Raw genomic sequence first — 13394 nt, forward strand, 5'->3', positions numbered from 1 at the left:
CCGTATGCCGATCCGCAGTCTCCTCGTCGCCGCTGTCGCGGTGTGTGCGCTGACACGCGGAGCGATTGCGACCGCCGAGGCCGGCCCGGCGACCACTGGACCGATCAACTCGGTCATCACCGGTGATATCGTGCCGACGCACGACCCGGTGCTGGTCAAAGAAAAAGGTGTCTACTACGTCTTCGGGACCGGCTTGAGCGTCAAGACATCGCCCGATCTCATCCACTGGACCGCGAAGCCGCCGTTGTTCTCCAAGGTTCCAGCCTGGGGTGTGGGGGCCGTGCCCGGCACCAAGGATATGTGGGCGCCCGACATGTCGTTCTTCAACGGGCGGTGGCACCTCTATTATGCGCTCTCGACCTTCGGGTCGAATCAGTCGGCGATTGGGCTCGCTACGAGTCCGACACTTGATCCGACCAGCCCCGACTATGGCTGGAAGGACGAGGGGCTGGTGGTGATGTCGCATCACAGCGACGACTTCAACGCGATCGACCCCAACCATTTCATCGATAGCGATGGTCGCCACTGGCTAACGCTCGGCAGCTTCTGGAGCGGGATCAAGCTGTTCGCGCTCGATCCGAAATCGGGCAAGCTCCTCGACCCTGCCGAGAAGCCCGTCTCGCTCGCGCGCCGCCTCGCGCCGGCGGGCGGGCCGGCGCCAGTCGAGGCACCGTTCCTCATCCAGCATGGCGGCTATCACTACCTATTCGTGTCGTACGACTATTGCTGCAAAGGCGCGAACAGCACCTATTATACCATTGTCGGCCGATCTAAGGACGTGCGCGGGCCGTATCTCGGCAAGGACGGAAGCAAGCTGATGGACGGTGAGGGGACGATCATCCTGCGCGCCGATCTCTCGGAACAGGATCGCTTTCGCGGCCCCGGTCACCCCGGCTTTTTGCACGATACCGACGGCAAGGATTACATCGTGTACCACGCTTACGATAAAACCAACCACGGTGCGCCAACGCTGAGGATCTCGCCGGTCGCATGGACCGATGGCTGGCCAGTCGCGGTATACTGAGGGGAGGACCATGCTTCCTGCCCCGCACGCGCTCCTTGATCGTTGCAACAACGCCTGAAGCCGTCCCGGTCAACCCGTCAGGCGACGGCGCGCGGGTGTTCCTGGTCGTGCAGAGACGACATGCAAGCGGAAGGAATCAAAGCCTGCGCAGAAAGGAAGAAGGGCCGCCCAGAGCGAGCGACCCTCCACTTCATCAACCCTCGGATGCGTTACGGAAATTACCGTTACGACCGGGCTCGATATCATAGATAAAAGTTACAGCCTCGTCGTGGTGCTCAGTCTTCAAAATGGCGATTTCGCGGACGATATCCCAAACCACTGAGAGTTACACTTTTACCGGCTGTTAGAAGGGAACGTCGTCGTCGAGATCGTCGGCGAAGCCGCCGCCGCGGTTGCCGCCCGCCGCCGGCGCCGCAGCGCCGCCCGAGCGACCGCCGCCGAAGCTGCTGCCACCGCCGCCGCCGCTATAGCCGCCGCGTGCGCCGCCGCCGAAATCTTCATTGCCGCCGAAATCGTCACGAACGGCTCCGCCACTGCCACCGCCAGCACCGCCGCCCTGCGGGCCATCGAGCATGGTCAGCACCGAGTTGAAGCCTTGCAGCACGATTTCGGTCGAATAGCGGTCCTGCCCCTGCGCGTCCTGCCATTTGCGGGTCTGGAGCTGGCCCTCGATATAGACCTTGCTGCCCTTGCGCAGAAAGCGCTCGGCGACGTTGGCGAGACCTTCGCTGAAGATCGCGACCGAATGCCATTCGGTCTTTTCCTTGCGCTCGCCGGTGTTGCGGTCCTTCCACGATTCGGACGTGGCGATGCGGAGGTTGACCACCTTGCCGCCGTTCTGAAAGCTTTTGCTTTCGGGATCGCGGCCGAGATTGCCGACGAGAATGACCTTGTTGACGCTGCCCGCCATATTGATTTCCTACAAACCGAAAAATTTTGCGACCCAATAGGTCGCTCCGGCGGCACCGTAGGCGAGTGCGAACAAATAGCCAACCATGAAGGCCGGCCATTTCCACCCGTTCGTCTCGCGGCGCGTCACCGCGATGGTGGAAATGCATTGCGGCGCGAACACGAACCACATCAGAAAGGCGAGCGCAGTCGGCAGGCTCCAGCGTTTGGCGAGCGTCGTGGCGATCTGCGCCTCGCCGCCGTCGCTGCCCGATTCGTCGATCGCATAGACCGTGCCGAGCGCCGCCACCGCGACCTCGCGCGCGGCCATCGCCGGGATCAGCGCGAGCACGATGTCGCGGTTGAAGCCGATCGGGCGGAACACTGGCTCAATGCCGTTGGCGATGCGCCCGGCGATCGAATAATTGACCGGCGATACCGGGCTGCCCTCGGGCGGCTTGGGGAAGCTGAGCATCGCCCACAAAACGATCGTGGTGAAGGCGATCGTCGTGCCGGCGCGCTTGAGGAAGATCGCCGCGCGGCTCCACAAGCCGATCGCGAGATGGTTGAGCTGCGGAAGCTGATACTTGGGCATCTCCATCATGAAGCCCGACGATGCGCCCTGCGTGACGGTCTTGCGCAGCACCACCGCGACGACGAACGCGCCGACCACGCCCATGATGTACAGGCCGAGCATCACCAGCCCCTGCAACCCGACGAAGGGCAGCACGCGGACATTGGGGATCATCGCGCCGATGATGAGCGTATAGACGGGGAGCCGCGCCGAGCAGGTCATCAGCGGTGCGATCAGGATGGTGGTGAGCCGGTCCTTCTCGTCGTCGATCGTGCGCGTCGACATGATGCCGGGCACCGCGCAGGCGAACGACGACAGCAGCGGGATGAACGCGCGGCCCGAAAGGCCGGCATGCGCCATCAGCCGGTCCATCAGGAAGGCAGCGCGGACCATATAGCCGCTCGCTTCGAGCAGCAGGATGAAGAAGAACATCACCAGGATCTGCGGCAGGAACTTCACCACCGCGCCGACGCCGGCGATCACGCCGTCGGTGATGAGCGAGCGCAGCACCGAATCGGGCATCAGGTGCTTGACGACGCCCGAGACCCAATCGAACCCGGCGGCGATCGCGTCGGCGGGGGCCGCGCCGGCCCAGAACACCGTCTGGAACATCACGAACAGGATCGCGAGCAGCATCAGCACGCCCGAGACCGGGTGCAGCGCGACCGAATCGAGCGCATGGCCCCAGCGGCGCACCGGCGCTTCGGACACGGTGGCGAGCGCGGCGATCTTCCGCGCGCGGCGTTGGAGGGTGACGATATCCTCTGCTTCCGCCGGCGCCGGCTTCGCGCACGGCGCGCCGGTCAGCACGCCATCGACCTGCGCGCGCAGCTCATCGAGGCCACGCCGACGCACCGCGACGGTCGGCACCACAGGCACGCCGAGTTCGCGCGACAGCCGCTCGGGATCCAGCTTCAACCCGTCGCGTTCGGCGAGATCGATCATGTTGAGCGCGACCACCACCGGCAGGCCAAGCGCGATCAATTGCAGCGTGAAGCGCAGATGGTTGTCGAGGTTGGAGGCATCGACCACCACCACCAAGGCATCGGGCAGCCGCTCGCCGGCCTGCGTGCCGGCGAGGAAGTCGCGCGTCACCCGCTCGTCCGGGCTGGAGGGTTCGAGGCTGTAGGCGCCAGGCAGATCGACCAGTTCGACCGGGCGGCCATCGGGCAGCACGAGTCGCCCGGAGTGGCGCTCGACGGTGACGCCGGGATAATTGCCGACCTTCTGGCGCGCGCCGGTCAACGCGTTGAACAGGGCGCTCTTGCCGGCATTGGGATTGCCGACCAGCGCCACCAGCGGCGCGGCGTTCATGTCAGCCGCCCACGATCAGGCGGCGTGCTGCGAAACGCGGATCGCGCCGGCGACGGTGCGGCGCAGCGCCACCGTCATGCGCCCGATCCGGCACGCGATCGGCCCCTTGCCGATCAGCGAGCGGTGCAGCACCTCGACACCGACGCCCTCGTCGAAGCCGAGTTCGCGCAAGCGCCGCGCCTCCGGCACGCTCAGCCGCGCCCAGTCGATCGCCGCGACGGTCGCGGGCTGACGGTTGGGCAGCGATTCAAGGCTGAGGTGCGAGTCCACGCGCGAGAACATGTTCATTGCGACTGATTATCAATAGAGTGCGGCGAACGCCAGCGTTATCGTGATCGCATATTCGCAGACTCTACCTCCGTTCGTGCCGAGCCCTTCGGCTGGCTGGCAAGCCAGCCGCTCAGGATAAACTTCGGCCCCTGCGGGCCGAAGTCGAGGCACCTGCGCCCGGGGGTGCCCCTCGACTTCGCTCGGGGCGAACGGCAGAGGGGTGCTACACCGCCGGATAGCGCAGCCGGCCAATGAAGCGCGACAGGCTCGGCCGGTAGGCGGCGCGGGCGAGCACGCCGGCCTTGGTCTTCTCGAAGCGCATGATGCCTTCGATCCGCCGCGCGAGGAACGCGCGGGTGTCGGCCCAGCCTTCGCTCTCGTCGTCGAGGAACACGCTCATCGTCGCGGCATAGATCGCGGCGAGGATCGTGCGCTTGGTGTAGTGATTGTAATCGGTGGCGGTGTCGCCGGCCGCGCGCCAGATTGTATCCGCCGCCGACCAGCCGAGCTTCGCGCCAGTGGCGAGGTTCTGCGGCATCGCCAGGATCGCGAAGGCGCGGCGCAGCGCCTCGCGGTTGGGCGCGACTATCGCCAGCCGCGCCTCGACCAGCGCGGTGATGCGCGTGCGGATCTTCATCGTCGCGATCGTTTCGGGCGGCAGCCGTTCGGCCATGTCGGCGTCGATGCTGCGGAACCACGCCGCGATCATCTCGGTCTGGCCGGGCAGCGCGAGCAACGCGACGTCCCGGTCGACGCCGGCGCTGTCGGCGGCGGCGTCGCGCGCGGCGGTGCCCCAGCCGTCGAACGCGGCGTTGGCGGCGATCAGCGGCGCGAGGCCAATCGCGATCTCGTCGAGCGTGGCGTCTTCGGGGATGGTCTGCATCATAGGTCTCCGCCACTATTCTGGTGCTTGGGCACGTCAGACGCAACCGGCGCGCCCCGTTCGCGCACCATCACCAGCGCGACCGCGACGAGCAGCGCGCCGATGATATCCGCCGGGCCGAGCGCCTCGCCATACCACAGCCAGCCGACCGTCGCCCCAACGATCGGCTGGACCAGCAATGCGAGGCCGATCACCAGCGGCGAAAAACGGCCGAGCGACAGCATCATCAGGCTCTGCCCGAGGATCTGGCTGGCGAAGGCGAGGCCGACCAGCGGCCCCCAATGGTGCGGCATCACGCGCTCGTGCAGAGCCAGCGCGAACAGCAGCGTTGGCAGCACGCTCATCACCGTCGATAGCGCGAGCGCGGGCATCGGCGGCGTCGTCGCGCGCACGCGCGCCATCAGCGCGAGGAACACGGTGTAGAACAGCCCTGCGAGGATGCAGAGCAGATCGCCGGCCAGGTGGCGTGGGTCGAGCCGGTAGGATTGCCCCATCAGCAGCAGCGCGCCGATAAAGGCGAGCAGCAGCGCCCCCGCCTGCATCCGCGTCGGCAGCATGCGCGCGGCGATGAAGCCGTAGATCGGGAAGAGGATCGTCGTTGAATTGCCGAACAGCGACGCATTGGCGAGCGTGGTGCGCAGGATGCCGAGGTGCCAGCTCGCGAGGTCTGCCGCGAAGCAGACCGCGCCGAACCCGGTCATCGCCCACAGCCGCCACGACCATGCCGCCGGCCGCCAGCCCGAGCGGAGCGACAGCGCGACCAGCACCGGCGTCGCCAGTGCGAGCCGCCAGAAGGCCGCCGCGACCGGCCCGGTATCGGCGAGGCGCACGAACCACGGCCCGAATGCGATCGCCACGTTGCCACCCATCAGCGCCGCGAACGCCAGCGCACCGCTGGTTTGCGGTGCAGCAGAAATTCTTGGGAAGGCCGGGCGATGCATGCCGCCCCTTAGCGCCCTATCTCAGTCGCGTCAGGCAACAAAAGGACTGTGCCGCTTCATGACTTCCCTCTTCGACCCCATCGCCCTCGGCGATATCCAGGCTCCCAACCGTGTGCTGATGGCGCCGCTGACGCGCGGCCGCGCGACGCGCGAGCATGTCCCGACCGAGATCATGATCGAATATTACCGCCAGCGCGCGAGCGCGGGGCTCATCATCACCGAGGCGACCGGCATCTCGCAGCAGGGCCTGGGCTGGCCGTACGCGCCCGGTTTGTGGAGCGACGAGCAGGTCGCGGCCTGGCAGCCCGTCACCGCCGCCGTCCACGAGGCGGGTGGCCGCATCGTCGCGCAGCTCTGGCACATGGGCCGGCAGGTGCATTCGTCGGTGACCGGCGAGCAGCCGGTGTCGTCTTCCGCGACCGCGACGGCGGGCGACGCGCATACCTATGAAGGCAAGAAGCCGTTCGAAACGGCGCGGCCGCTACGCACCGACGAGATTCCCGGCATCCTCGACGATTACGAGCGCGCCACCCGCAATGCGCTCGCCGCCGGGTTCGACGGGGTGCAGATCCACGCCGCCAATGGCTATCTGATCGATCAGTTCCTGCGCGACAACGCCAATGTCCGCGACGACATGTACGGCGGCTCGATCGAGAACCGCACGCGGCTGCTGCGCGAAGTGACCGAGCGCGTCATCGCGGTGGCGGGCGCGGGGCGGACATCGGTGCGGCTGTCGCCCAACGGCGACTCGCAGGGCGTCGACGACAGCAATCCCGAGGCTTTGTTCACCTATGCCGCCAAGCTGCTGTCCGATCTCGGCATCGGCTTTCTCGAACTGCGCGAACCCGGCCCCGACGGCACCTTCGGCAAGACCGACGTTCCCAAGCTGTCGCCGGCGATCCGCAAGGTGTTCGCGCGTCCGCTGGTCGTCAATTCGGACTATGACACCGCCGAGGCGGCGCAGGCGGTGATCGATTCGGGCGTGGCCGATGCGGTGGCGTTCGGTCGTACCTTCCTCGCCAATCCCGATCTGCCCGAACGGCTGAAAATCGGCGCGCCGCTCAACACCTCCGACATGGCGACGTGGTACAGCCAGGGCGAGGCCGGCTATACCGACTATCCGGCGCTTGAGCAGGAAACCGTCGCGGCCTGAGCGCGAACGCCCAAACACGCCGTCACTCCAGCGTACGCTGGAGTCTCTGCGGGGGCGGGCGTTCCGCTTCCCCACCGGGAAACCCCAGCTTGCGCTGGGGGGACGGGGGTTAGGTCAGGCGAAGCGCTCGCGCAGCGCGAGCATGGCGAGCGCGGCCTTGGCCGCCTCGCCGCCCTTGTCCTTTTCGGTCGGCTTGGCGCGGGTGAGCGCCTGCGCCTCGTCTTCGGTGGTGAGGATGCCGTTGCCGATCGCGAGGCCGTCCATCGACAGCGCCATCAGCCCGCGTGCGCTCTCGCCCGCGACGATCTCGAAATGATAGGTCTCGCCGCGGATCACCACGCCGATCGCGACATAGGCGTCGTAACGGCCGCTTTCCGCCGCAAGGCCGATCGCGCCCGGCAGTTCGAGCGCGCCGGGGACGGTAATCGTCTCATGGCTGTGCCCGGCCTGCTCGATCGCGGCGCGCGCGCCTTCGAGCAGCATGTCGTTGAGATGCGTGTAGAAGCGCGCTTCGACGATCAGAACCCGCGCCATCAGGCGTCTCCCTCGACGACGCGTTCGATTTCGCGTTCGCCGACGATCGACAGGCCATAGCCTTCGAGCGCGACGAGCGTGTGGCGGGTGTTGGTGAGCAACACCATGTCATGCACACCCAGTTCGGCGAGCACCTGCGCGCCGATGCCATAGTCGCGCAATTCCTCGGATTCGCTTTCGAACGCGCCGGTCTTGTGGACTTCCATCTGGCGGGACGCGAAATTCCGCATCGGCCGGTTGATGATGACGACGACGCCGCTGCCTTGCTCGGAGATCATCTTCATCGCGCCGGCGAGCAGCCCTTCGCGGCTCGAACGCTCGCCGAAGGTATCGGCGAACAGCGACAGCGTGTGCATGCGAACCAGCGTCGGCTTGGTCGGATCGATACTGCCCTTGACGAGCGCCATCGTCTCCGTACCGACCGCCTTGTTGAAGAAGCTGATCGCGGTCCAGTCTCCACCCCAGCGGCTGCTGAAGCGCATTTCGGTGCGGCGTTCGAGAAGATGGTCGTGGCGGCGGCGATAGGCGATGAGATCGCGGATCGTGCCGATCTTGAGGTTGTGGCGCTGCGCAAAGGCGACGAGATCGTCGAGCCGCGCCATCGTGCCGTCGTCGTTCATCACCTCGCAGATCACGCCCGACGGATTGAGCCCGGCGAGCCGCGAAACATCGACCGCAGCCTCGGTGTGGCCGGCGCGGATCAACACGCCGCCGTTCTTGGCGACGAGCGGAAAGACGTGGCCGGGGCTGACGATATCCTCGCGGCCGCGGCTGCCATCGATCGCGACCGCGACGGTGCGCGCGCGGTCGGCAGCGGAGATGCCGGTGGTGACGCCCTCTTTCGCCTCGATCGAGATGGTGAAGGCGGTCTCGTGGCGGGTGCCGTTGTTGCGGCTCATCAGGTCCAGCCCGAGCTGGTCGACTCGCTCCTTGGCGAGTGCGAGGCAGATCAGCCCGCGCCCGTGAGTCGCCATGAAGTTGATCGCGTCAGGAGTCGCCATCTGCGCGGGGATGATGAGATCACCCTCATTCTCGCGGTCCTCGTCGTCGACGAGGATGTACATGCGGCCGTTGCGCGCCTCATCGATGATCTCCTCAGGCGAGGAGAGGAAGCCGTGACGAAGCCGGTGAAGGTCGCCCGAGCGGGGTTCAGCGTTTTGCACGATAGTCTTCCATCCGTTGGAGGTAGCGGGCGAGCACATCGATCTCGATGTTCATCGTGTCGCCCGGATTTGCCGCGCCGATCGCGGTGACGTCCGCAGTATGCGGGATGATGTTGACGCCGACGCGGACACCTTCTGGTGTGTCCTCGACGCTGTTGACGGTCAGCGAGATGCCGTCGAGCGTGATCGACCCCTTCTCGGCCATGTATGGCGCGATCTCCGGCCCGGCGAGGATGGTGATCCGTTTCGAGCCGCCTTCGTCATGGAGATCGACGATCGTGCCGGTGCCATCGACATGGCCGGTGACGATATGCCCGCCGAGTTCGTCACCGAGCTTCAGCGCGCGTTCGAGGTTGAGGCGGCGCCCTTCGGTCCATTGGCCCTGCGCGGTGCGCGACAGCGTTTCGCCCGACACATCGACCGCGAACCAGCCCGGCGCCTTGTCGACCACCGTGAGGCATACGCCCGAGCAGGAGATCGACGCGCCCAGATCGATGCCGGCGGTATCGTAGGACGTGGTGACGCGGACGCGCGTGTCGCCGCGCGGTTCGACGGCCGCGATTGTGCCGACATCGGTGATGATTCCGGTGAACATTAGTCTCTCCCCGTGCGCTCGTAGACCTCGAGCCGGTCGCTGCCAAGTTGCCGCGCGTCAACCCTCGTCCAGCGGGCATGTGCCTGCGCGAGATCGCCGAGGCCGATATCCGGCAGCGTGCGGCCGCCGCCGATCACGATCGGCGCGCGGTACAGCAACAGCCGATCGACCAGATCTTCGGTGAGGAAGGCGGCTGCGGTCGCCGCGCCGCCTTCCACCAGCAGCGTATCGACTCCGGCGAGAGTCGCGATCGCGGCAGGGGTGGCGAGCGTCGTCCAGCCGGGTTCGGGTGTGGCGGACAGCAGGATGCGGGCCGGCGCGCGCCGTTCGAGACCGGCGAGGCGCACGTCGAGTCGCGGCTGGTCGGCCTCGAACGTGCCGCGCCCGACCAGGATCGCATCATGCCGGGCGCGTTCGAGATGGGCGTGCGCGCGCGCCTCCGCGCCGGTGATCCATTGGCTGCGACCGTCGCCCATCGCCGCCGCGCCATCGAGCGACAGCGCGAGCTTGAGCGTGACGTGGGGGCGGCCGAAACGCTGGCGGGCAAGGAAACCTGCCATGCTGCGCCGCGCCTCAGCCGCGCCGACCCCATTGGTGACGGCGATCCCCGCCGCCGCCAACCGCGCGATGCCGTCGCCGTCGGTGCGCGGATCGGGATCGCGGAGCGCGACCACCACGCGCGCGACGCCGCCTGCGACGAGCAGATCGGCGCAGGCGGGTCCGCGCGGCGAGACGTGCGCGCAGGGTTCCAGCGTGACGTAGCAGGTCGCGCCACGCGCGGCGTCGCCGGCCTGAGCGAGCGCCATCGCCTCGGCATGCGGACGCCCGCCCGGTTGAGTCCAGCCGCGCCCGAGGACACGGCCGTCCTGCACGATGACGCAGCCGACATTGGGGTTGGGCGTCGATCGCCCCCGCGCGCGTTCGGCGAGCGACACTGCCGCCGCCATCCAGCGCGCGTCTTCCGTCACGATCAGTAAAGGCCGACCGCGTTCATCTGATCGCCGAGCCGCTTGAAGATCGCGCGTTTCTCGGCCTCGAGGCGCTTTTCGGCCTCTTCGCGCTTGGTCTGTTCGGGGCCGTCGATCTTCTGCTGCGCGACGATCTGCGCATCGGTGCGATCGGCGTTCCACTGTTTGAAATAGACGATATCGCGGTGATATTCGCGCGGCTTGCCCTTCATCTCGATCGCGAAGCCGTAGATCATCAGGAAGGTCAGCCCGATCGCGGCGGTGAGGAACACGATCTGATGGCGCTGGCGGCGGCGCAGATACGTGCGCAGATCGCTGAGCGCGCCGCGCGGCGAGACGGCGGCGGCGAGATCCTCGGACATCCAGGGCATGCGGAACTTCATGCCCGCAAAGATAGGGCGGGGGCGGCGCGGACACCAGCCCCCGCCCCATCCGCGCTCATTCCGCTTCGTTCAGCACGAAGCTGACCGCGATCGTCCGCCATGCCTCGACCGGAATGCCGTCACGCGTGCCGGGCTTGAAACGCCATTTCTCCAGCGCGCGCTTGCGCGTGACCGCGAAGAACGAATCGCTGGTCGCGCTGACCTGCTCGATATCCTTCACGCGGCCATCGACCCCGACCAGCACGCGCACCACCACGCGCCCGCCGCGACCGGCGCGCTGCTCGTCGGGCGGGAAGACCGGCTGGAACAGGTTGGCGTAGCGCTGGTCGATCATCGGGTCGACGATGGTGGGCGGCGCGGGCTTGACGGTCTCGACCGTACCGGCGCCGAAGGTGCCACCGCCGTCGAGGACCGGCGTGAAGGGCTGCGGAAGCGGTGCCGGATCGATGATCTTGCTGACGGTGACCGGCGTGCTGGTGTCGAGCGGCTGCGGCGAGGCATGCTCGATGGTTTTTGGCTTGGGCTGTGGCTGGGGCGGCGGGGGTGGTGGTGGCGGCTTGACCGGATAGATCGGGATCGCCGTGATCGTCAGGACGTGTTCGACCGTCGTCTTGAACGTCGGGTTGGCGAACAGCACCAGCCCGCCGAGGATTGCGCCGTTGATGGCGAGCGCGAGGGCGGCGCTGCCCGGATTGACCTGTCGGCGCCGTTCGTAACGATCCGCATACATGCCTTGGTCTCCTTCTCCTGGAGTCGTGCCGCCCGGTTCGGCGGCATGAGGCATGATGTTACATCATTACACGGAACGCAAGGGAGATGTTATATCCTCAAGAAAGCCGCTCCACTGCACGATCGCGCCCGATCAGCGGCAGCAGCGCCTTCATGTCGGGGCCATGATCGAGCCCGGTCAGCGCGCGGCGCAGCGGCAGGAACAGAGCCTTGCCGCTGCGCCCGCTCGCCGCTTTCAGCGCGGCGGTGAGCGCGCCCCAGGGTTCGGCGCTCCAGTCGAGCGTCGCGGCAATCCCGGCGGCCTGGGCGAGGAAATCGGTGTCCGCGGGGTCGCGCTCGGCGGTGATCGGCCCTTCGATCACGCGCCACCATTCTTCCGCCTCGTCGATGCGGGTGAGGTTGGGGCGCACCGCTTCCCATTCGGCCTGGCCCATGCCCGATGGCAGGCGATCGGTGACCTGCGTGACATCGAGCTGGTGGACGATGCGGGTGTTGACCGCCGCCAGTTCGGCCTCGTCGAAGCGCGCCGGCGCGCGGCCGAAGCGACTGAAATCGAACCCGGCGACCAAAGCGTCGGTATCGACCAGCGGCTCGACCGGATCGCTGGTGCCGATTCGCGCGAGCAAGGCGCGCACCGCCTCGGGTTCGATCCCGCTCTCGCGGAAATGCGCGACGCCGAGCGAGCCGAGTCGTTTCGACAATTTGCCCTCGCTGCCGGTCAGCAGCGCCTCGTGTGCGAACGCGGGCGGAGCCACGCCCATTGCGTCGAACATCTGCAATTGCAGCGCGGTGTTGGAGACGTGATCCTCACCGCGCACGACATGGGTGATCGCCATCTCGGCATCGTCGATCGCGGAGGGCAGCATGTAGAGCCACGATCCGTCGGCGCGGCGGATGACGGGGTCGCTCATCGTCTTCGCGTCGAAGCGCTGGGGGCCGCGAATCAGATCGTCCCAGACGATCGGCGCGTCGTGATCGAGCTTGAAGCGCCAGTGCGGGCGCACGCCCTCTGCCTCCAGTGCGGCGCGATCGGCATCGGTGAGCGCGAGCGCGGCGCGGTCGTAGAGCGGCGGCAGCCCGCGCCCGGCGGCGATCTTGCGCTTGAGATCGAGTTCGGCCTGAGTTTCATAGGCGGGATAGACCCGCCCGGCGGCGCGGAGTTGTGCGAAACGGGCTTCATACAGCGCGAACCGGGCCGACTGGCGTTCCTCGCCGTCGGTGGTCAGCCCGAGCCAGCCGAGATCGGCACGGATCGACTCGACGAAACGCTCCTCGCTGCGCTCGGCATCGGTATCGTCGATGCGCAACCAGAACTCGCCGCCGTGTTTCTGCGCCCACAGCCAATTGTGGAGCGCGGTGCGGATGTTGCCGACATGGAGCAGGCCGGTCGGCGAGGGGGCGAAGCGGGTACGGACGGTCATGCCCCACCGCCTAGGGCAAGCGTCAGTAGATCGGCAAGCCGGCGCGCTCCAGCGTCGCGCGCAGATCGTCCGCCGCCTCGGGCGTGAAGACGCGTTGCGGCAGGAACTGGAACAGCGTGTCGTTCATGTAGATCAGCATGGCGGGCTTGGTCTCGTGCCAGCCGTGCAGATCGTTCCACGGGAATCGCCCGTTGCCCTGCACCGACGACCATTCAAGACCCGCATCGGACCAGCGATATTCGAAACTCTGCTGGATCGAACGCTGCTGGCGGAACAGCCGGCCGGCGCGGCGCGGCAGCATCAGATAGGAGATCAGGTAGATCAGCGCGAACAGGACCGCGCCATAGGCCAACCCGCCGAGCGCATATACCGCCGTCCAGGCGGGGCTGCTGTGGTCGATCAGGCCGAGTCCGGCGCCGATCGCGGCGAACACCAGCGCGATGATCACGATCGGCCGGAGCGTCCGCCGCCGCCGCATCGCCAACAGGAAATTCGCCCGGATCGCATCGACGTAATCGGTCTCGCTTGGCGTGAATGTTACGCTGCCCGTCATA

Annotated in this window: 15 protein-coding genes; 2 read left to right on the top strand and 13 right to left on the bottom strand. The window is 67.1% G+C overall.

What is annotated here, in order from left to right; genetic code table 11:
- Positions 1–4: 4 nt before the first annotated feature.
- A complete protein-coding gene (locus tag EWE75_RS15285) occupies positions 5–1024 on the top strand; it encodes an arabinan endo-1,5-alpha-L-arabinosidase (RefSeq protein WP_130158984.1) in 1020 nt (339 codons plus the stop codon).
- 343 nt (positions 1025–1367) lie between these two features.
- Here EWE75_RS15285 and ssb read toward each other — a convergent pair whose 3' ends face one another.
- The 5 genes from ssb to EWE75_RS15310 all read right to left on the bottom strand — a co-directional run bounded on the left by ssb (position 1368) and on the right by EWE75_RS15310 (position 5894).
- Positions 1368–1934: a single-stranded DNA-binding protein gene (gene ssb, locus EWE75_RS15290; RefSeq protein ID WP_130158985.1), complete on the bottom strand. Its 567-nt coding sequence runs from the start codon at positions 1932–1934 to the stop codon at positions 1368–1370.
- A gap of 9 nt (positions 1935–1943) precedes the next feature.
- Complete coding sequence (gene feoB / locus EWE75_RS15295) at positions 1944–3800, bottom strand: ferrous iron transporter B (RefSeq protein WP_130158986.1); 1857 nt, start codon at positions 3798–3800, stop codon at positions 1944–1946.
- Between the two features lie 15 nt (positions 3801–3815).
- Positions 3816–4082 carry a FeoA family protein gene (locus EWE75_RS15300; RefSeq protein WP_427915787.1) on the bottom strand — a complete coding sequence of 89 codons (267 nt, stop codon included), beginning with the start codon at positions 4080–4082 and terminating at the stop codon, positions 3816–3818.
- A gap of 211 nt (positions 4083–4293) precedes the next feature.
- A complete protein-coding gene (locus EWE75_RS15305; protein ID WP_130158988.1) occupies positions 4294–4956 on the bottom strand; it encodes a COQ9 family protein in 663 nt (220 codons plus the stop codon).
- The gene (locus EWE75_RS15310; protein ID WP_130158989.1) at positions 4953–5894 is read right to left on the bottom strand and encodes a DMT family transporter; all 942 of its coding nucleotides are present in this window, start codon (positions 5892–5894) and stop codon (positions 4953–4955) included. The genes EWE75_RS15305 and EWE75_RS15310 overlap by 4 nt, the downstream gene beginning before the upstream one ends.
- Positions 5895–5952: 58 nt before the next feature.
- Here EWE75_RS15310 and EWE75_RS15315 point away from each other — a divergent pair, with 58 nt between their 5' ends.
- Positions 5953–7047 (top strand): alkene reductase, encoded by a 1095-nt coding sequence (locus tag EWE75_RS15315; protein ID WP_130158990.1) that lies wholly within the window; start codon positions 5953–5955, stop codon positions 7045–7047.
- A 114-nt stretch (positions 7048–7161) separates the two neighbouring features.
- On the opposite strand, the gene ribH is transcribed toward EWE75_RS15315, so the two are convergent.
- The 8 genes from ribH to EWE75_RS15355 form a co-directional block, all read right to left on the bottom strand.
- Positions 7162–7581, bottom strand: a complete 420-nt coding sequence (gene ribH, locus EWE75_RS15320; protein WP_130158991.1) for a 6,7-dimethyl-8-ribityllumazine synthase — start codon at positions 7579–7581, stop codon at positions 7162–7164.
- Positions 7581–8744, bottom strand: coding sequence for a 3,4-dihydroxy-2-butanone-4-phosphate synthase (gene ribB, locus EWE75_RS15325; protein ID WP_231708373.1), 1164 nt, complete (start codon positions 8742–8744; stop codon positions 7581–7583). The genes ribH and ribB overlap by 1 nt, the downstream gene beginning before the upstream one ends.
- Complete coding sequence (locus EWE75_RS15330) at positions 8731–9339, bottom strand: riboflavin synthase (protein ID WP_130158993.1); 609 nt, start codon at positions 9337–9339, stop codon at positions 8731–8733. The genes ribB and EWE75_RS15330 overlap by 14 nt, the downstream gene beginning before the upstream one ends.
- The gene (gene ribD, locus EWE75_RS15335) at positions 9339–10310 is read right to left on the bottom strand and encodes a bifunctional diaminohydroxyphosphoribosylaminopyrimidine deaminase/5-amino-6-(5-phosphoribosylamino)uracil reductase RibD (RefSeq protein ID WP_282432705.1); all 972 of its coding nucleotides are present in this window, start codon (positions 10308–10310) and stop codon (positions 9339–9341) included. Before ribD ends, EWE75_RS15330 begins: the two co-directional genes overlap by 1 nt.
- Positions 10310–10678 (bottom strand): hypothetical protein, encoded by a 369-nt coding sequence (locus EWE75_RS15340; RefSeq protein WP_231708374.1) that lies wholly within the window; start codon positions 10676–10678, stop codon positions 10310–10312. The genes ribD and EWE75_RS15340 overlap by 1 nt, the downstream gene beginning before the upstream one ends.
- 67 nt (positions 10679–10745) lie before the next feature.
- Positions 10746–11420: a TonB family protein gene (locus EWE75_RS15345; protein ID WP_130158994.1), complete on the bottom strand. Its 675-nt coding sequence runs from the start codon at positions 11418–11420 to the stop codon at positions 10746–10748.
- A 97-nt stretch (positions 11421–11517) separates the two neighbouring features.
- The gene (gltX, locus tag EWE75_RS15350; RefSeq protein ID WP_130158995.1) at positions 11518–12840 is read right to left on the bottom strand and encodes a glutamate--tRNA ligase; all 1323 of its coding nucleotides are present in this window, start codon (positions 12838–12840) and stop codon (positions 11518–11520) included.
- 22 nt (positions 12841–12862) lie between these two features.
- The gene (locus EWE75_RS15355) at positions 12863–13393 is read right to left on the bottom strand and encodes a YcxB family protein (RefSeq protein WP_130158996.1); all 531 of its coding nucleotides are present in this window, start codon (positions 13391–13393) and stop codon (positions 12863–12865) included.
- Between the last annotated feature and the right edge of the window lies 1 nt (position 13394).

The organism is Sphingomonas populi, assembly GCF_004208535.1.
Taxonomy (GTDB): domain Bacteria; phylum Pseudomonadota; class Alphaproteobacteria; order Sphingomonadales; family Sphingomonadaceae; genus Sphingomonas; species Sphingomonas populi.